At 60.1% G+C, this 18,161-nt stretch carries 20 protein-coding genes and 1 tRNA gene; 16 read left to right on the top strand and 5 right to left on the bottom strand.

Annotated features, from left to right (window positions below; translation table 11 throughout):
* Positions 1-27: 27 nt before the first annotated feature.
* The 11 genes from EXR36_02190 to EXR36_02140 all read left to right on the top strand — a co-directional run bounded on the left by EXR36_02190 (position 28) and on the right by EXR36_02140 (position 7,997).
* The gene (locus EXR36_02190; protein MSQ58474.1) at positions 28-549 is read left to right on the top strand and encodes a translation initiation factor IF-3; all 522 of its coding nucleotides are present in this window, start codon (positions 28-30) and stop codon (positions 547-549) included.
* A 98-nt stretch (positions 550-647) separates the two neighbouring features.
* On the top strand, positions 648-845 hold the full coding sequence (locus EXR36_02185; protein MSQ58473.1) for a 50S ribosomal protein L35: 198 nt from the start codon (positions 648-650) through the stop codon (positions 843-845).
* A gap of 11 nt (positions 846-856) precedes the next feature.
* Positions 857-1,225, top strand: coding sequence for a 50S ribosomal protein L20 (locus tag EXR36_02180; protein ID MSQ58472.1), 369 nt, complete (start codon positions 857-859; stop codon positions 1,223-1,225).
* Positions 1,226-1,296: 71 nt separating this feature from the next.
* A complete protein-coding gene (locus tag EXR36_02175) occupies positions 1,297-2,283 on the top strand; it encodes a phenylalanine--tRNA ligase subunit alpha (GenBank protein ID MSQ58471.1) in 987 nt (328 codons plus the stop codon).
* A gap of 18 nt (positions 2,284-2,301) precedes the next feature.
* Positions 2,302-4,659 carry a phenylalanine--tRNA ligase subunit beta gene (locus EXR36_02170; GenBank protein MSQ58470.1) on the top strand — a complete coding sequence of 786 codons (2,358 nt, stop codon included), beginning with the start codon at positions 2,302-2,304 and terminating at the stop codon, positions 4,657-4,659.
* 15 nt (positions 4,660-4,674) lie between these two features.
* Positions 4,675-4,998: an integration host factor subunit alpha gene (locus EXR36_02165; GenBank protein MSQ58469.1), complete on the top strand. Its 324-nt coding sequence runs from the start codon at positions 4,675-4,677 to the stop codon at positions 4,996-4,998.
* Positions 4,961-5,335: a MerR family transcriptional regulator gene (locus tag EXR36_02160; GenBank protein MSQ58468.1), complete on the top strand. Its 375-nt coding sequence runs from the start codon at positions 4,961-4,963 to the stop codon at positions 5,333-5,335. The genes EXR36_02165 and EXR36_02160 overlap by 38 nt, the downstream gene beginning before the upstream one ends.
* A 43-nt stretch (positions 5,336-5,378) precedes the next feature.
* Positions 5,379-5,455: transfer RNA gene (locus EXR36_02155), tRNA-Pro, on the top strand.
* Between the two features lie 118 nt (positions 5,456-5,573).
* Positions 5,574-6,317 carry a 5'/3'-nucleotidase SurE gene (gene surE, locus EXR36_02150; protein MSQ58467.1) on the top strand — a complete coding sequence of 248 codons (744 nt, stop codon included), beginning with the start codon at positions 5,574-5,576 and terminating at the stop codon, positions 6,315-6,317.
* Positions 6,318-6,327: 10 nt separating this feature from the next.
* The gene (locus tag EXR36_02145) at positions 6,328-6,987 is read left to right on the top strand and encodes a protein-L-isoaspartate(D-aspartate) O-methyltransferase (GenBank protein MSQ58466.1); all 660 of its coding nucleotides are present in this window, start codon (positions 6,328-6,330) and stop codon (positions 6,985-6,987) included.
* Positions 6,987-7,997: a LysM peptidoglycan-binding domain-containing protein gene (locus EXR36_02140; protein MSQ58465.1), complete on the top strand. Its 1,011-nt coding sequence runs from the start codon at positions 6,987-6,989 to the stop codon at positions 7,995-7,997. The genes EXR36_02145 and EXR36_02140 overlap by 1 nt, the downstream gene beginning before the upstream one ends.
* On the opposite strand, the gene EXR36_02135 is transcribed toward EXR36_02140, so the two are convergent.
* From EXR36_02135 to EXR36_02120, 4 genes are all read right to left on the bottom strand, one after another.
* Positions 7,994-8,905 carry a DUF4129 domain-containing protein gene (locus tag EXR36_02135; GenBank protein MSQ58464.1) on the bottom strand — a complete coding sequence of 304 codons (912 nt, stop codon included), beginning with the start codon at positions 8,903-8,905 and terminating at the stop codon, positions 7,994-7,996. The genes EXR36_02140 and EXR36_02135 overlap by 4 nt on opposite strands.
* Complete coding sequence (locus tag EXR36_02130) at positions 8,698-9,882, bottom strand: DUF3488 domain-containing protein (GenBank protein MSQ58463.1); 1,185 nt, start codon at positions 9,880-9,882, stop codon at positions 8,698-8,700. The genes EXR36_02135 and EXR36_02130 overlap by 208 nt, the downstream gene beginning before the upstream one ends.
* A 77-nt stretch (positions 9,883-9,959) precedes the next feature.
* Positions 9,960-10,916 carry a DUF58 domain-containing protein gene (locus tag EXR36_02125; GenBank protein MSQ58462.1) on the bottom strand — a complete coding sequence of 319 codons (957 nt, stop codon included), beginning with the start codon at positions 10,914-10,916 and terminating at the stop codon, positions 9,960-9,962.
* Positions 10,917-10,923: 7 nt separating this feature from the next.
* A complete protein-coding gene (locus tag EXR36_02120) occupies positions 10,924-11,934 on the bottom strand; it encodes an AAA family ATPase (protein ID MSQ58461.1) in 1,011 nt (336 codons plus the stop codon).
* Positions 11,935-12,162: 228 nt separating this feature from the next.
* On the opposite strand from EXR36_02120, the gene EXR36_02115 reads away from it, so the two are divergent.
* Positions 12,163-13,089 carry a histone deacetylase family protein gene (locus tag EXR36_02115; protein MSQ58460.1) on the top strand — a complete coding sequence of 309 codons (927 nt, stop codon included), beginning with the start codon at positions 12,163-12,165 and terminating at the stop codon, positions 13,087-13,089.
* Here the strand turns inward: EXR36_02115 and EXR36_02110 are convergent.
* Entirely contained in the window at positions 13,064-13,438 is a 375-nt protein-coding gene (locus EXR36_02110) for a hypothetical protein (GenBank protein MSQ58459.1), read from the bottom strand. The two genes, EXR36_02115 and EXR36_02110, sit on opposite strands and share 26 nt — an antisense overlap.
* Positions 13,439-13,564: 126 nt before the next feature.
* Here EXR36_02110 and EXR36_02105 point away from each other — a divergent pair, with 126 nt between their 5' ends.
* From EXR36_02105 to EXR36_02090, 4 genes are read left to right on the top strand one after another with little or no spacing between them, the layout of a single operon-like run.
* Positions 13,565-14,791: an alanine transaminase gene (locus EXR36_02105; GenBank protein ID MSQ58458.1), complete on the top strand. Its 1,227-nt coding sequence runs from the start codon at positions 13,565-13,567 to the stop codon at positions 14,789-14,791.
* On the top strand, positions 14,788-16,098 hold the full coding sequence (locus EXR36_02100) for a homoserine dehydrogenase (protein MSQ58457.1): 1,311 nt from the start codon (positions 14,788-14,790) through the stop codon (positions 16,096-16,098). Before EXR36_02105 ends, EXR36_02100 begins: the two co-directional genes overlap by 4 nt.
* Positions 16,099-17,511 carry a threonine synthase gene (locus tag EXR36_02095; GenBank protein ID MSQ58456.1) on the top strand — a complete coding sequence of 471 codons (1,413 nt, stop codon included), beginning with the start codon at positions 16,099-16,101 and terminating at the stop codon, positions 17,509-17,511. It begins immediately after the preceding gene.
* Positions 17,499-18,134 (top strand): class I SAM-dependent methyltransferase, encoded by a 636-nt coding sequence (locus EXR36_02090; GenBank protein MSQ58455.1) that lies wholly within the window; start codon positions 17,499-17,501, stop codon positions 18,132-18,134. The genes EXR36_02095 and EXR36_02090 overlap by 13 nt, the downstream gene beginning before the upstream one ends.
* Positions 18,135-18,161: the final 27 nt, after the last annotated feature.

Here is an 18,161-nt window from a genome sequence, read left to right as displayed (position 1 = left end):
GATTAATCACAGCACGGAGGTTTGACTATCGCTCAGGAACGGGAAGTTAGTATCAACGAGGAAATTACCTCACCCGAAGTGCGGCTCATTGGGGTGGATGGCGAACAAATCGGTGTGGTAAGCGCGTCGGCCGCGAACCGAATGGCGGAAGAAGCGCAGGTGGATCTGGTAGAAATCGCACCGCAAGCCAAGCCTCCTGTGTGCAGGCTCATGGACTACGGCAAGTTCAAGTACCATGAAGCCAAGAAAAAGCACGAAGCGAAGCTCAAACAAAAGCAGATCCAGGTCAAGGAAGTGAAGTTTCGCCCAGGCACCGATGAAGGTGACTATATGGTGAAGCTGCGCAACTTGATTCGTTTTCTGGAAGAGGGAGATAAGGCTAAAATCACCCTGCGGTTCAGAGGCCGTGAGATGGCACACCAGGAGTTCGGTATGCGGCTCTTGGAGCGGGTCCGGGCAGACTTGGACGCTTACGGCGCGGTGGAACAAATGCCCAAGATGGAAGGGCGCCAGATGGTGATGGTGCTCGGACCCAAGAAGAAGCTTTAGCAGTAAGCCTACGTAGTAGCAGTTACAAGTGATGCCGAGGTAGTGAAAGTGCTCGCGCCGCGAGCCACCCGGTTTCATGCCAAAAAAAGGAAATAGCAATGCCAAAGCTTAAGACCAAGCGCGGCGCGGCGAAGCGTTTCCGCGTCATGGGGAGCGGCGCCATCAAGCGCACGCGCTCGAACCTGCGCCACATCCTCACCAAGAAAACCACGAAGCGTAAGCGCCAGTTGCGCGGCATGACGGCGGTGTGTGCAGCCGACGTCAAGTCCGTGAGAGCGATGCTTCCCTACGCGTAAGGAGAGAGCACATGCCACGCGTAAAAAGAGGGGTCACGGCGCACGCCAGACACAAGAAAGTTCTTGAACAAGCCAAGGGCTTTCGCGGGCGCCGCGGCACGGTATTCCGTGCCGCCAACGAAGCAGTCATGAAGGCTGGGCAATACGCCTACCGCGACCGCCGCCAGCGCAAACGCCAATTCCGCGCCCTGTGGATCACGCGCATCAACGCGGCCGCGCGCGAGCTGGGTATGAATTACAGCGCCTTCATGAACGGTTTGAAGAAAGCCGCCATCGAGATCGATCGCAAGGTCCTGGCGGACTTGGCGGTAATGGATAAAGCCGCCTTCCTGAAGATTGCCGGTCAGGTCAAGGCAGCCGTCGCGGCACAACCAGCGTAACGTTATACGACATCGAGAAAAGGAGGCCACAGCGGTCTCCTTTTTTTGTAGCTTGTAGCCACTATTTCTCCATGGATGCTTTGGATTCACTGCTTGCGCAGGCACAGGCTGCCTTTGTAGCCGCGAACTCGGCCTCCGAGCTTGAGCAAATCAAGGCGCGCTATCTCGGCAAGACCGGCGCTCTGACGGATTTACTCAAGGGGCTCGGCAAGCTACCGGCGGAGGAAAGACCGGCCGCGGGCGCGCGCATCAATCGAGCGAAATCCTTGCTGGAATCGGCATTGGAGGCGCGGCGCGAAGCTATCAAGAAAGCCGAGCTCGAGAGCAGACTGAAAGAGGAATCCCTTGACGTCACGCTCCCTGGGCGCGACATGGGCTGGGGCGGGCTGCATCCCATCACGCGCTGCCGCGAACGCGCGGAAGGCTTGTTTCGCTGCATGGGTTTCGACGTGGCCGACGGGCCGGAAATCGAGAACGATTACTACAACTTCACCGCGCTCAACACGCCGGAGGATCATCCCGCGCGTTCCATGCACGACACGTTCTATATCGCCGGTGGCACGCATCTTTTGCGCACGCATACATCGCCCATGCAGATTCGCTACATGGAAAAGCATGCCCCGCCGGTTCGCGTCATCGCGCCGGGCCGGGTGTACCGCGTGGATTCCGATGCGACCCATTCCCCCATGTTCCACCAGGTCGAAGGTTTGTGGATTGACGAGAGTGCGAGCCTGGCCAATCTGAAGGGTGTGGTGCGAGAGTTCTTGCGCAAATTTTTCGAGCGAGACGATTTGGAAGTGCGCTTTCGTCCCTCCTTTTTTCCTTTCACGGAACCCTCGGCGGAAATCGACATGACGTGGGAGAATGGATGGTTGGAGATCGGCGGTTGCGGCATGGTGCATCCTAAAGTACTGCGGCACGTGAACATCGACACCGAGCGCTACCAAGGTTTCGCCTTCGGCATGGGCCTGGACCGCCTCACCATGCTGCGTTACGGCGTCAAGGATCTGCGCTTGTTCTTCGAGAACGATCTCGCCTTTCTCGGGCAGTTTCGCTGATTCGCATCTGACGATCCCATGAAATTTTCCGAACGTTGGTTGCGCACTTTGGTGAACCCGCCGCTTTCCACTGAGGCCCTGGCTCATGCGCTGACCATGGCAGGGCTGGAAGTGGAAGGCATCGAGCCCGCCGCGCCGGCTTTCAGCGGTGTCGTGGTGGGAGAGATCGTGGCGATGTCGCGCCATCCCAATGCGGACCGCCTCAATGTCTGCCAAGTGAACTCGGGCGGTGGTGCGCGTCTCCAGGTGGTATGCGGTGCGCCCAATGCGCGCGTGGGGATGAAGGCGCCGTTGGCGCGGGTGGGTGCGCGTTTGCCGCAGCTGGAAATCAAGGCTTCGAATCTGCGCGGCGTGGAATCCCAAGGCATGCTGTGTTCGGCGGCGGAACTGGGCGTCAAGGACGATAGCTCGGGGTTACTGGAATTAGCGAGCGACGCGCCAGCCGGCGCCGATTTCCGCGAATACTGGCAATTGGACGATGCCTTGCTCACCCTCAAGCTCACCCCGAACAGGGGCGATTGCTTGAGCATGCTCGGCATCGCGCGCGAAGTGGCGGCCATCACGGGGGCCGCGCTCCATGCGCCGGTGCCCCATGAGCAGCGTGCCACCCTCACCGATACCCGCGCTGTCACGCTGCGCAATCCCGAGGGCTGTCCGCTGTATTGCGGGCGCGTCATGCGTGGCATACGAAGTGGTGCGCGCACGCCCCACTGGATCGTCGCTCGCTTGGAGCGTGCAGGGTTGCGCGGCATCAGCCCAGTCGTGGATGCCACCAATTACGTCATGCTGGAAATTGGCCAGCCCATGCACGCCTTCGACCTCGACAAGTTGAACGGAGATATCCATGTTCGCTTCGGCAAACCCGGCGAGCGGCTTACCGTACTGAATGGCGAGGAGATCGCGATCGCCAGTGATCTGCTGGTGATCGCGGACGATGCCGGACCCGTTGCCTTGGCGGGGGTGATGGGCGGATTGCACAGTGGTGTGGGTGCTGCCACGACGAATTTGTTTTTGGAGGCGGCATACTTCGAACCCAAGGTCATCGCGGGGCGCTCACGGCGTCTGGAGCTCAGTTCGGACGCCGCCCACCGCTTCGAGCGCGGTGTGGATTTTGGTGGCACACGCCAAGCGCTGGAACGGCTCACGCAGATCATCGCGGAAATCTGCGGTGGCGAGGCAGGCCCGGTCGTGGAGGCGCGTTCCGCGCTGCCGGTACGCAAGCCCGTATCCGTTCGGCTGGCGCGCGCGCAACGCGTTCTTGGCATTCCCCTTCAGGGTGTGCAGGCAGAGCGGATACTGGACAGGTTGCAGCTGCCTTGGACGGCGCGGGGAGATCGTTACGAGGTGACCCCTCCTAGCTTCCGTTTCGATATCGAGATCGAGGAAGACTTGATCGAGGAACTCGGGCGCATCCATGGCTACGATGCCATTCCCCCAGCCTTACCACGGGTGGAATTGGTGGTGGCATTCGGCGAAGAGAAGGTCTCCTCCGATGCGGACCTCAGGGCGAAGCTTGTCGCTCGTGGCTATCAAGAAATCATCACATTCAGCTTCGTGCCGAAGGAATGGGAGCGTGATTTCGGCGGCAAGGACGACGCCATCGAACTCGCCAATCCGATCGCCTCCCACTTGCAAGTCATGCGCTCGCAGTTGTTCGGTAGCTTGATCGAATGTCTTCAACAAAACCTCAATCGCAAGCGCGACAGTGTCCGAATATTCGAGATGGGGCGTTGTTACATGAAAGAAGGAGCCCACTACAACCAACCGTTGCTTCTGGGCGGGTTGGTCCATGGCAGCGCCGCACCCGAGCAATGGGGGGTGCCCGCGCGTTGGGCAGACTACTTCGATGTGAAGGGTGACTTGGGCGCGTTGCTAGGCCACTCGGATTTTATATATGGTGCCAGCGGCCATCCGGCCTTTCATCCTGGGAAGTCTGCCGAAATTAGAATTGGCGGAACACGCATAGGTTGCTTGGGCGAGTTACACCCCCAATGGGTTCAAAAATACGAGCTACCCCATCCACCGGTTCTATTCGAACTCGGTGTGGAGGCCCTTCGCAACCGTGATGTACCGCGCTTCCAGGAGTTCTCGCGCTTGCCGGTAGTGACCCGGGACTTGGCGGTGTTGGTTCCGGAGGCCGCCGCCGCGGGGGATGTTTTGAGGAGCTTATTGGCGCACCGAATGAGCATCGTGCAGGACATCGTGCTCTTCGATTTGTACCGTGGGAAAGGGGTCGAGGCGGGGAGAAAAAGTCTTGCTTTCCGTGTGTTATTACAAGATACTCAGAAGACGCTTACAGATACCGAAGTGGAGACCGCCGTCCAGGATCTCCTGGAACATCTGCTGCGGAAATTCGATGGGCGCTTACGAGATTAGACGGAAGGGATAACAATGACGCTGACCAAGGCGGATTTGGCCTATATGTTATTTGAGAAGGTGGGCCTCAATAAGCGTGAAGCCAAGGACGTGGTGGAAGCCTTCTTCGAGGAAGTCCGCAAGGCCTTGGAAGCCGGCGACCAAGTCAAGCTCTCCGGATTCGGCAATTTTCAGTTGCGCGATAAACCCCAGCGGCCCGGACGCAACCCAAAAACCGGAGAAGAAATTCCCATCTCCGCCCGCCGGGTAGTGACCTTCCACGCCAGCCAGAAATTGAAAGCCATGGTAGAGAAGAACTTCCATGGACGCGAACCAGAATCCCTCGAACAAGAAGGTTGATCTTCCCCCCATCCCGGCGAAGCGGTACTTCACCATCGGTGAGGTAAGCGAGCTGTGCGGGGTGAAGCCCCATGTCCTGCGCTATTGGGAGCAAGAGTTCACCCAGCTCAAACCCGTCAAGCGCCGCGGCAACCGGCGCTATTACCAACACCACGAAGTACTCCTCATCCGCCGCATCCGGCAACTGCTCTACGAAGAGGGCTTCACCATCAGCGGCGCGCGCCTGCGACTGGACCAGGGCGCTGAAGAAGCCAGCAAGGCCGTGGCGAGCGATGGAAAACTAAAACCTTCGGCGCTGAGAAAGGAGATCAAGGATATTCTGGAAAGTTTGCGCTAGGCCGTGGAGAGTGCCCGCTGGTCCCTGCTATACTTTCAACATTCGGGGCGTAGCGCAGCCTGGTAGCGTACCTGCATGGGGTGCAGGTGGTCGGAGGTTCAAATCCTCTCGCCCCGACCAAAACATCTGAAAGAAGCTAGCGCGCAAGCCTAGCTTTTTTTCTATCTGCCCCATCTGTCATTTCCCCTGAAGCTCCCATCTGTCGAATCTCGCCGGGCCTTGGCTATAATCCAATGACATGCGAATACTGCTAAGTAACGACGATGGCTATTTCGCGCCCGGTTTGGTGGCTCTGGCCGAAGCGCTGTCCGAGGTGGGTGAGATCACGGTCGTGGCCACGGAGCGCGACCGCAGCGGGGCGAGCAATTCGCTGACCTTGGACCGGCCTCTCGTGGTCAGGCGCGCCAGTTCTGGATTTCGCTACGTCAATGGCACGCCTACCGACTGTGTTCACCTCGCTGTCACCGGCTTGTTGGAAGAACTGCCGGACATGGTGGTCTCCGGTATCAATCACGGCGCCAATATGGGGGACGACACCATCTATTCGGGTACCGTGGCGGCGGCCACCGAGGGATATCTGCTGGGCATTCCTTCCATCGCGATGTCTCTTGCCAGCAAGGCCGCTGGCAATTACGCCACGGCGGCGCGTGTGGCGCTCGATTTGGTGAAGAGGTATCAAGCGCATCCGTGGAAGGAACCCAGACTCCTCAACGTGAACGTGCCAGATGTGCCATGGGCCGCGCTAAAGGGCAGCCTTGTCACGCGGCTTGGCCGGCGTCACAAGGCGGAGGCCGTGATACGCACGACCAACCCGCGCGGGGACACGGTGTATTGGGTCGGAGCGGCAGGCGGTGCGCAAGACGCCGGCGAGGGCACGGATTTTTGGGCGGTGGCGGAAGGCTACGTTTCCCTTACTCCCTTGCAAATCGATCTCACCAGTTACCCGCAACTGGACGGCACCAAGCAGTGGCTCCGTGCCTAACCCGGCGCCCATGAGCACTCGCAGCGCGGGTGTGGGGATGACCTCGAACCGAACGCGCATGCGGATGGTGGAAAGGTTGCGTGACCAAGGCATCGCGGACGAATTGGTGCTCGCCGCCATGAGCGAGATTCCCCGCCACGTTTTTGTCGATGAGGCGCTGGCGCACCGGGCGTACGAAGATTTGTCGCTGCCCATCGGCTACGGCCAAACCATTTCCAATCCCCAGACGGTGGCGCGCATGCTGGAAATATTGCGCGGCGGGCGCATGCTAAAGCGCGTGCTGGAAATTGGCAGCGGATGCGGCTACCAAGCGGCATTGTTGTCGCGCCTTGCCAAACACGTGTGGACCATCGAGCGCTTGTTGCCGCTGGTTTCCAAGACTCGCATCAATTTGCGCGATCTCAATATTCGCAATGTGAAGGCCAAGCACGGCGATGGACATCTAGGCTTGCCCGAGGAGGCGCCTTTCGAAGGCATTGTGATGGCCGCCGCCGCTTCGCATGTGCCCGAGCAACTGCTAGATCAGCTCGCGGTGGGTGGCCGCTTGATCATGCCCTTGGGACCGCGCGAGCAGCAGCTCACATTGATCGAGCGTGATGAGCGCGGCCTGCACCGCTCGGTCTTGGAGGACGTGCACTTCGTCCCGCTAGTACCGGGACTGGGCCGCTAGTGCGCCGGCTGTTTGTTTGCGCGTGGATTAGTCTCGTCGCGGGCTGCATAGTCGGCCCCCTCACGGCGCCCGTGGTCGATCGTACGTTCGAAGACGCGGAACGCAATCCGCCGCCGAAACCCGTGGTGCGAGACCCTGCCACCGTGGACCTTGGCAAGAACGCCAAGCCGGCACCCACCCCGGAAATCTACCGCATCAAGGAAGGCGACACGCTTTATTCCATCGCTCTGGAATACGGATTGGATTACCGCGACGTCGCATCTTGGAACGGTATCACCGACCCGGCCCGCATCGGCGTTGGGCAAATACTGACGATGAAAAATCCGCGCGGCCCGCAGGTTCACGATGCGGAACCCGAGCCGGTCGTGGTCGAATCCAAACCATTCTTGCCGGGAGAACTTCCCTCTGGGGAAGCGTTGCCCGAACTGGCTCCCGCACCGCTGAAAACGGAACCCAAGGCGCGGAAAGTCCCCTACAGCCCTGAAGCCTTCGCGCGCATGCAGCGAGGCGAGTGGCCCCCCAAGGCGCCAGTTCCCGGAAGCGAGATACATGAAAAGCCCGTGCCCAAGCCAAGCACCAAGGCGCCCGTGCCCCCATCGTTACCGGGAGCGGTGCTGTTACCCGGCGCGGAAGCGGGTTTCGACGCCGCGAAGTGGCTGTGGCCCGCGCAAGGAGACATTATCCATGGCTTTGACGGAAGCCGAAGCAAGGGGATTTCCATCAACGGCAAGCAGGGAGATCCCGTTCTCGCCTCGGCCGCGGGTAAGGTGGTCTACACGGGCAAGGCGATTCAGGCTTACGGGCCCTTGGTGATCGTCAAGCACAGCAACGAGTATCTGAGCGTTTATGCGCACAACTCGAAGATCTTGGTGAAGGATGGGCAACAGGTGACCCCAGGACAAAAGATCGCGGAGATGGGGGAGCGGTCCGCGGGCCAGGCAGCACTGCATTTCGAGATCAGAAAGCAAGGCCAGCCCGTGGATCCCATTAAATTCTTGCCTTCGCGCTAGGGCGAAAACCGATTGACCGCCTGCGCCAGGGCGCGCAGGCGCTGTTCGTTTTCTTCCTTTCCGTAGCTAATATTCACGTAGTGTTCGGTGATGGTTTGCACGGGAATGCGCCACGCGCCATTGGCGGCAATCACACGCTGGGCGAAGTCCAAGGGCCATTCTCCGCTTCTTGGCCGCAGTCCTACACGTGCCGTCTTGCGCACGAAGCGCCGGTAAAGTCTGGGTGCCGCCGCAGCGCGCCGGAAGTGAATGTCCCTCAGTAACGAGGGCGCCAACAGACCCGTCGCCACGCCGGCGAACACCATGAGCAGCAATACGAGTTTGTGCCAGTTCACTTCCTTGATGCCCGCCTTCGACAGCAGTTGCGCTTGGCGTGCCGGAGTGTATCCCAGCACCCATTGATTCCAACCGTTCGCCGCGGCGTCGATGGTATAGCGAAGATTCTTGATCCAGGCGGTATCCATCCGTAGCCCCAAGGGGACAGGCTCGCCCGCGGTCACGGCCGCCGCCAATCCGATTTCTATGCGGGCGGGCGACACGGCGGCGGTGGGATCGACGCGCCGCCAACCCTGGCCGGGTAGCCACACTTCCGCCCAAGCGTGAGCTTCCGACTGGCGCACTACGAGATAGTTGCCGATGGGATTGATTTCCCCGCCGAGGTAGCCGGTCACCACGCGTGCCGGAAGCCCCGCCGCGCGCATTAGGAAAACGAAACTCGAGGCAAAGTGCTCGCAGAAGCCACGGCGCGTGCCGAAGAGGAATTCATCCACCGGCTCGGCTCCCAGTAATGGCGGCGCGAGTGTATAGAAGAAGCGCTGCGTGCGGAACAGACCGAGCGCTTTTTCCACCAATTCCTGGGGCGATTTGGACTCCTGTAAAAAGGCGGCGGCAAGCTGGCGGGATCGCATATTGCCATCCGGTGGCAGGCGCAGCGCCCGGCCGAGGGTCTGCTCGGATTCCTGGGCGCCCCATAGCCCAAGTCCGATTCCATGTCGTAGCTCTGGCGCTGGCGAAGCGCCTGGCGGCTCAACAATTGATAGTCGGCCGTGAGCACAGCACCGGCGGGAATTCGCGAGGTCAGATCGATGGCGAACAGCCAGCGCGCTTGCTGCGGCTCCAGCGTCACCTGGTAACGCACCCGCCGCGACACGGAGTGATGAATGGGCTGTTGCAAGACTGGCACTCTGGCCACGCGCCAGGTGCGCCCGCCAAAATCCCACAATACCGGCCCTCGCCAATACAAAGTGGAGGGTTCGGGCGTGGCGCTCTCGAATTGCACACGAAAGGCGACATCGTCGGACAAGCTCAAGGCACTCAGGCTGCCAGGCGACATTTCGTCCGACAACCCGCTCATTCCCGAGAGCGAGGATTGCGGCCAGCCGAATAACGGGCCTTCCACGCGCGGAAATAGCAAGAACAGCACGAGCATGAGCGGAACGCCTTGCAACATCAGGCGCGTGGCAAGCCGCAGCGATTGCCCGGGCGAGAATGGATTGTCGCGGCGCTGCAAGGCGGTGAGGAGCGCGGTGATGCACAGCATGAGTACGAGCATGTAAGACGCGAGCGCGGCGCTTTGGGAATACAGAAAGCTCGTGATGATGAGAAAGTAACCAAGGTTGATGATCACCAATCCGTCGCGCGGATGGCGCAGTTCAAGCGCTTTGAGCGCCGCCATCAAAAGAAGCATGGCCACGGAGGCATCGCGCCCGAAGCGCGTGCTGAAATCGAACACGATGCCGGCGCACACCAAAACGACGAGAAGAAAGCGCAACCATGGTCCGGGGAGCGGCCAGCGGCGCCATGCGGCTATCAGCCGGTAGGCGATAAAGACCATCGCTGTCATCACGGGCCACGAGGAGATGCGCATCACGTGCGGCGCGCTCACCGCGCACAAGAGCGCGAGGAGTACCGATACTTCCCGTACGCTCAGGGTTGGGAGGGGTGATTTAGCGGCCAGGGTTTTCACTGTGATTCGAACAACGCCAGGGCTTGCAGGCACGCCTCGTCATGGGCAGGTCCTGTCCCCATGGGAATACATGTCCCGGGCAGTTCCAGCTCATAGGGCACGCCAAGCGCCGAGGCCTCCAGGCTCCAGCGGCACAAACGAGAAAGTCTGCCTTCGGTTCCGAGTTCGGCACCGGTATCGGTCCAGCGAAGATGAAGCTCGGGGAGCGTGCCGCCGGTGAATTGCTTGCTGAGTAAAGGGTGCCCGTGCGCCAGGGCCTTCCACGCGATGTGTTTCAACGAGTCGCCCTGTTGGTAACGGCGCAATCCAGCGAAGTCCTCTTGGCCGTGGTCACCATGACGTCCGTCGATCCCGCTTGCGGCGTCCAGAGGGGGAGGAGGGCCGGCGGGTTCTGGCCGGGGGTAGACGATGATTTCGCTGCCCAGGTGCGCGTAACCCCAAGCGCGTGTCAGTCCTAAGGGATAGGTGGAGGTGATCCTCCATCGCTTGAAGCGAAGCACTCCTCTGCGCTCGGTTGGAACCGAGACCCGGGCGATGGTCTCGCTCAAGGGCTCCACGTCCACAGTGGTGGTGCCCAGGTTGTCCAGCGACAGTTCCACGCCATAGCGATACACGGTGGCCGGATTGCGGATGAGCATGGCTAACGTACCGGTGTCGCCGGCGAACACGGCGCCGCTCTTCCCCGGGCGGAGAGACAGGCCGGCCAAGCAGCGGTAGGTATGTAGCAAAGAGGCGATACCCACACCGCATAGCAAGAACACGAGCACGTACCCAAGGCTCAGGTTGTAATTGATGGCCCCCACCAGCATGACCACCAAAGTGCTGCCGAACAGCAAGCCCGGGCGCGTGGGCAGTACATAGATGCGCCGCTGTGTCAGGCGAACGGGCGGAATTTCGTGTTGGTGGCGGCGGTTGAGCCATGCCGTGAAATAGCCCCGCAACGCACCCACCATGATGACTCTAGGGAATCGGAACGCTGCCGAGAATTTTTCGCACGAAGGATTCCGTGGAATTCGAGGCCGTGCTTCCTTGAAGCCGGTGTCCGATAACGGGACCCAGCACGGCTTGCAAATCCTCCGGAACCACGAAGGTGCGCGTGTTGAGGAAGGACATGGCGCGCGCGGCGTGCAACAGGAACACCACACAGCGAGGACTCAAGCCGTGCTTGAGGTCTGGATGGGAGCGCGTATGGGCGAGGATGGCCTGCACGTAATCCAGTAGTGCATCCGAGACATGCATGTTACGCACGGCGCGTTGCAGGCAGGACAATTGCGCCAGGTTCATCAACGGGGAAATGCGCGCGAGCATCTCGCGCCGATCATCGCCCGCGAGCAAAGCGCGCTCCGCTCGCGCATCGGGAAAGCCCAATTGGATACGCATGAGGAAGCGGTCCAACTGCGACTCCGGCAGCGGATAGGTGCCCACCTGAGTGGAAGGATTTTGCGTGGCGATGACGAAGAACGGATCGGGCAATGCCCGGGTGTCGCCGTCCAAGGTGACCTGGCGCTCTTCCATCGCTTCCAGGAGGGCGCTTTGTGCCTTGGGCGTGGCGCGATTCACTTCGTCGGCCAATATCAGATGCGAGAAGATGGGCCCGGCATGAAAGCGAAAGCTGGACGTGTCACGGTCGAAGACCGAGGTGCCCAGAATATCCGCGGGCAGCAAGTCGCTGGTGAATTGAATGCGCTGGAAACTAAGACCCAAGGAACGCGCTACCGCATGAGCCAGCGTTGTTTTTCCCACGCCGGGCATATCTTCAATGAGTAAATGCCCGCGTGCCAGCAAGCCAGCCAGCGTGAGCTTGACGGGCGCTTCTTTACCCAGCACGATGGCATTCACTTGTGCGATCACCCGGTGCAACGCTTCGGTGGCGTCTTGCAGCTCTTTGTCCGTGTCCGTGTTCGTGACGGGCGCGGTGCCGGGTGCCTTGACGCTGCTTAGAATGCTCTTTAGGAGGCTGTCACGTTGCATGTGACAAGGAACCGGACGGAGAAGAAAGTGCCATTGTGCAGGAACTGTACCACTGACTTAATGACTAGGATGTTTTAGCCTAAGCCGGCATAGCCGGAACCAAAACGCATGCACTCGCTTCGGCAACAATCATGTTACGAACAAGGGGCGATCCACTTGTTAATCCCCCAGAGCAACGTTGCGCGATTTCTTCTCCAATTCCGCCCACAGTGAACCTGTAATCGACTAATGGGAACCGCTTTCATCACCCACCCCGACTGCGCGCTCCATGAAATGGGTTCGGGCCACCCGGAATGTCCCGAGCGCCTTGGCGCCATTCGCGACCAATTGATCGCCAGCGGTGTGCTGGCGCAATTGACGGAATACGAAGCGCCGCTGGCGAGCGCGGCCGCCCTTGCGCGAGTGCATGTGCCGCGCTACATCCAAGCCCTTGAGCAATGCGCGCCCCGCGAAGGACACGTGCATCTGGATCCCGATACGGCCATGAATTCCCATAGCCTGCGCGCGGCCATGCGGGCGGCCGGGGCGGTGGAACTGGCAGCTGGTCTCGTGCTGGGTGCGAAAGAGCAGCGTGCCTTTTGCGCCGTTCGCCCGCCCGGTCATCACGCGGAACGCGCGCGTGCCATGGGTTTTTGTTTTTTCAATAACGTGGCCGTGGGCGCGGCTCATGCGCTCGAACATCATGGCCTCGCGCGCGTGGCCGTGGTGGATTTCGACGTCCACCACGGCAACGGCACGCAGAACATATTTCAGGACGATGAGCGCGTGTTGATGGTCTCGACCTTCCAGCACCCTTTCTATCCTTACAGCGGAATCGAGGGGCGCTCGGAGCGCATGGTGAATATTCCCCTGCCTGCACGCAGCGACGGCCGCCAGTTTCGCGCGGCGGTGGAAAAGCATTGGCTACCGGCGCTGGATTCCTTTGCCCCGGAATGCTTGTTTATTTCCGCCGGCTTCGACGCGCACCGGGAAGACGATATGGCTTCCCTTGGGCTGGTCGAGGCCGATTACGCTTGGGTGACGAAGTTGTTGGTGGAGGTGGCCAACCGGCATGCCCAAGGCCGCATCGTCTCGGTGCTCGAAGGGGGTTACGCTTTGTCTGCCTTGGGTCGTAGCGTGGTGGCCCACATCAAGGTTTTGGCGGGGCTTCAATAAAGATAGCGGCACCGACCTTGCGCGCTTCGGAGAGCAAGATGTTGTAGGTCCGGCAGGCGGCGGCCGTGTCCATGACCTCGAGTCCGACGCCCTTATGCCGAAAGCTGACGGCGATGGAAGGATGCGGAAAGAGCAGCGTGCGCCCCGTACCGAGCAGTAGTATTTCCACGGGTAGATCCATCAATACGGCGAATGCGTTTTCGTCTAGCCGCGCGGGTGACCAATCGCGCAGCTCATCCGGTAGTACAAGGATGCTGTGCGCATGGCGCTGGCCGTTGATGGTGACATAGTCTTCGCCATAACCGCTGAAGGAGTTCTGGCCGGCGAAGCGCGAAAGATGTAGTTTCAATGCCGAAAACCGTTGTAAAGGTTTGAGATAAAGAGCTTTTCCGGTAGCATTATAGGAGCAGGCCGTCCACTTGAACGGCTGTGCATAACGGTACGATTGACGGTACTGATTGAGGATCGAGCATTCATGGAGCAGTTCCCCCGTATTAAACGTCTTCCGCCCTACGTGTTCAACATCACCGCGGAACTCAAGGCCGCGGCGCGCAAGCGAGGCGAGGACATCATCGATTTTGGCATGGGTAACCCCGACCAGCCGACACCGCCTCACATCGTGGCCAAGCTGGTCGAATCCGCGCAGCGGCCCGATACGCACCGTTACTCCGTTTCCAAGGGCGTCATCCGCTTGCGCAAGGCCATCTGCTATTGGTACCGGCAGCGCTTCGGTGTGGATCTGGACCCCGACACGGAAGCGATCTCGACCATCGGCTCCAAGGAAGGCTTGGCCCATCTGGCCCTGGCAACGCTGGATGCGGGCGACACGGTGCTGGTGCCCAACCCCAGTTATCCGATTCATATCTATGGGCCGGTGATCGCAGGGGCGGATATTCGCCACATTCCCATGACGCCGGGCGTGGACTTCTTCACCGAAATGCAGAAAGCCATTCATGAGGGCTATCCCAAACCGAAGTTCCTCATACTGAATTTTCCCAGCAATCCCACGGCGCAGTGCGTGGAGTTGTCCTTCTTCGAGAAGATCGTGGCCCTGGCCAAGGAGCATGGCATCTACGTGGTGCACGACTTGGCCTATGCCGACATCGTGTTCGACGGCTATGTGGCGCCCTCCATCATGCAAGTACCAGGCGCCAAGGACGTGGCGGTGGAGTTCTTTACCTTGTCGAAGAGCTACAACATGGCGGGCTGGCGCGTGGGCTTCATGGTGGGCAACCGCGATCTGGTGGGTGCTCTCGCACGCATCAAGAGCTATCACGACTACGGCACCTTCACGCCCATCCAGGTGGCCTCCATCGTGGCGCTGGAAGGCCCGCAGGATTGCGTGGAGGTAGTGCGCGGCACCTACCAAAAACGCCGCGACGTGCTTTGCCAAGGGTTGCACGCCGCCGGTTGGAACGTCGAAATTCCCAAAGCCTCGATGTATGTGTGGGCGCGCATTCCCGATGCATACAGCGAATTGAAGTCGTTGGAATTTTCCAAGCGGCTGTTGAACGACGCAAAGGTAGCCGTGGCGCCCGGTATCGGATTTGGCCAATATGGCGATGACTACGTGCGCTTCGCCATGATCGAGAACGAGGCGCGCACCCGGCAAGCCATTCGTGGCATCAAGGACATGTTCCGCAAGGATGGATTGTTATCTTCACCCAGCAGAGCGGGAACGGTGGAGCTTGTAAGCAAATGAAACCCATTCAAGTAGGTTTGCTGGGCATCGGCACCGTGGGCTCGGGCACCTTCAAGGTGCTGGAACGAAACCGCGAGGAAATCTCTCGCCGCGCGGGCCGCGACATCGCCATCACCATGGTGGCGGATTTGGATGTGGAGCGGGCCGAGCGCATCGTGCGCGGCCGGGCGGTCGTTACCAAGAACGGGCTGGACATCATCGCCAACCGCGAGATAGATATCGTCATCGAGTTGATCGGCGGCTACACGGCGGCCAAGGATCTGGTGCTGAAAGCCATCGCCGCTGGCAAGCACGTGGTGACGGCCAACAAGGCTTTGCTGGCCACTCACGGTAACGAAATTTTCGCGGCGGCGAGCAAGCAAGGCGTCACCGTGAATTTCGAGGCAGCGGTCGCCGGCGGCATTCCCATCATCAAGGCTTTGCGCGAAGGGCTCACGGCGAACCGCATTGCGTGGATCGCGGGCATTATCAACGGTACCTCCAACTTCATTTTGTCGGAGATGCGCAGCAAGGGCCTGGCCTTCGCCGACGTGCTGAAGGAAGCGCAGCGCTTGGGCTATGCCGAGGCGGATCCCACCTTCGACATCGAAGGTATCGACGCTGCCCACAAGCTCACCATCATGAGCGCGATCGCCTTCGGCATTCCCATGAATTTCAAGGCAGCCTACACGGAAGGCATCGCGAAGCTGGAGCAAGACGACATCCGCTATGCCGAACAACTTGGCTACCGTATCAAATTACTCGGCATCACACGGCGAACGCCAAAGGGCATCGAATTGCGCGTACACCCGACGCTGATTCCGAAGCACAGGCTCATCGCGAACGTGGAAGGCGTGATGAACGCCGTGGTGGTGAAGGGCGATGCCGTGGGCGAAACTTTGTACTACGGCGCGGGCGCCGGTTCGGAACCCACCGCCTCGGCCATCGTCGCCGATTTGGTGGACGTCACGCGTTTGCTCACGGCCGATCCCGAGCACCGCGTGCCCCATCTCGCTTTTCAAGCCGACCGGCTGGCAGACACTCCCATCCTACCCATCGGCGAGGTAGAAACCTGCTATTACCTGCGCATGCGGGTGAAGGACCAGCCCGGTGTGCTGGCCGACGTCACGCGCATCTTCGCCGATCAACAAATCTCCATCGACGCCATGGTGCAGAAGGAAGCGCAGGCTGGCGAGGAGCAAGTGGACATCATCTTCCTCACCCACATGGCGGTCGAGAAAAACGTGCGCGCGGCTTTGGCGGCCATCGAGGCGCTGCCGGTGGTGCTGGGTCCAGTCAAACTCATCCGGCAAGAAGATCTCGATTAGATGCAATATGTAAGTACGCGCGGCGGCATGCCGGCCAAGCCTTTTTGCGACATCTTGCTGGAGGGACTGGGACCCGATGGCGGATTAGTGATGCCGGAGCGTTACCCGCATCTGGATCATGGGACGCTCGTTCGGTTGAGTACGCTGCCCTACGCAGAACTGGCCTTCGAGATCATGCGGCCCTACGTGGACGATATTCCGGAAGGCGATCTGCGTGCGTTGCTCAAGCGCACCTATACGAAGGAAGTATTCCGTTCCTCGGATATCACGCCCATCCAGACCCTCGAACCCGGACTACACTTACTGGGGCTGTCCAATGGGCCCACGCTGGCCTTCAAGGACATCGCCATGCAGTTTCTCGGGCACCTGTTCGAATACGCGCTGGGCAAGAGCGGGAGCAAGATCAATATCCTGGGCGCGACGTCGGGTGACACGGGATCGGCGGCGGAGTACGCGCTGCGGGGAAAACTCGGGGTGAGGGTGTTCATGCTCTCGCCGTACGGCAAGATGAGCCCGTTTCAAACGGCGCAGATGTATTCGCTGCAAGACGCCAACATCTTCAACATCGCCATTCGCGGCGTGTTCGACGAATGCCAGGACATCGTCAAGGCCGTGAGCAACGACGCGGCGTTCAAGGCGCGCTACAAAATCGGCGCGGTGAATTCCATCAACTGGGCGCGCATCGTGGCCCAAGTGGTGTACTACTTCAAGGCCTACTTTGGTGCCGCGAAGAAAGTGGGCGGTCCCGTGTCCATCTGCGTGCCCTCGGGCAACTTCGGAAATATTTTCGCGGGCCACATCGCGCGGCAAATGGGCTTGCCCATTCATAAATTGATGCTCGCCACCAACGAGAACAATGTACTGGAGGAGTTTTTCAAGTCTGGCCGTTACCGGGTGCGCAAGGGATCGGAGGTGGTGCAAACATCGAGTCCCTCCATGGATATATCCAAGGCGTCGAACTTCGAGCGCTTCATCTACGATTTAGTGGGCCAGAATCCGCGGGTGGTGAAGGACCTGTGGCGCAAGGTGGATACCGAAGGCGGGTTCGATTTGGCGAACACGCCTTACTCGGGACAATTGGGCAAGTACGGGTTCGTGTCCGGTAGCAGTACGCACGCGGACCGCCTGGCTACCATCCGGTATGTGTACAAGGAACACGGGGTCATGATCGACACCCATACGGCCGATGGCGTGAAGGTGGCGATGGAACTTCGCGAGCCCGGGGTACCGGTGGTCTGTCTTGAAACCGCGCTGCCGGCGAAATTCGCGGCCACCATACGCGAAGCCTTGGGACGGGATCCCGCCGTGCCCCCCGGTTACGAAGGCATGGACAAACTCCCTTTGCGGGCCGAAGTGATGGATGTAGACGCGCAGGCAGTGAAGGACTTCATCGCGTCTCGCTGCGCCGCGTGAATACGCCGGGGTTCGACGACGCGAGGGAGTTTTGGGACAAGCGTTATGCGGCGCCCGAATACATCTTTGGGACTGAACCCAACGCTTTCTTGCTCTCCCAGAAGCACCGGTTCGCTCCTGGCATGCGTGTGTTGGACATCGCCTGCGGCGAAGGCCGCAACAGTGTCTGGCTGGCGAAGCTCGGGTGCGAGGTGGTGGGCGTGGACATCTCCCCACTGGCCCTGAACAAGGCTCGTAAGCTGGCGGCGGATCACGCTGTATCGCCGAAATTTCTGGAAGATGACATTCGCGGGTGGCGGTGGCAGCCAGAAGATTTCGATGCCGTGCTCACTATTTTTATCCAGTTCGCCGCGCCCGAGGGGCGTGGTGCGTTGTTTGACGGCATCGTAAGCACACTCAAGCCGGGCGGAATGTTGTTGCTGCAAGGCTTCACGCCTGAGCAGCTGAATTTCAGGTCCGGGGGACCGAAGGAGTTATCGCATCTTTATTCCTCGGACTTGCTGCGTGAATTGGTGAGCGGGATGCGGATCCTTCACCTTGCCGAGCACGAATACGAATTGCGCGAAGGGACCAAGCACGTGGGTGCCGCGGCCTTGATCGATTTAATCGCGCGCAAGAGATAAAGCCCTCCTCGAAATTACCGTTAATTC

This window comes from Betaproteobacteria bacterium, from assembly GCA_009693245.1.
GTDB lineage: Bacteria > Pseudomonadota > Gammaproteobacteria > Burkholderiales > SHXO01 > SHXO01.
This window is presented reverse-complemented; position numbering and strand designations above follow the sequence as displayed.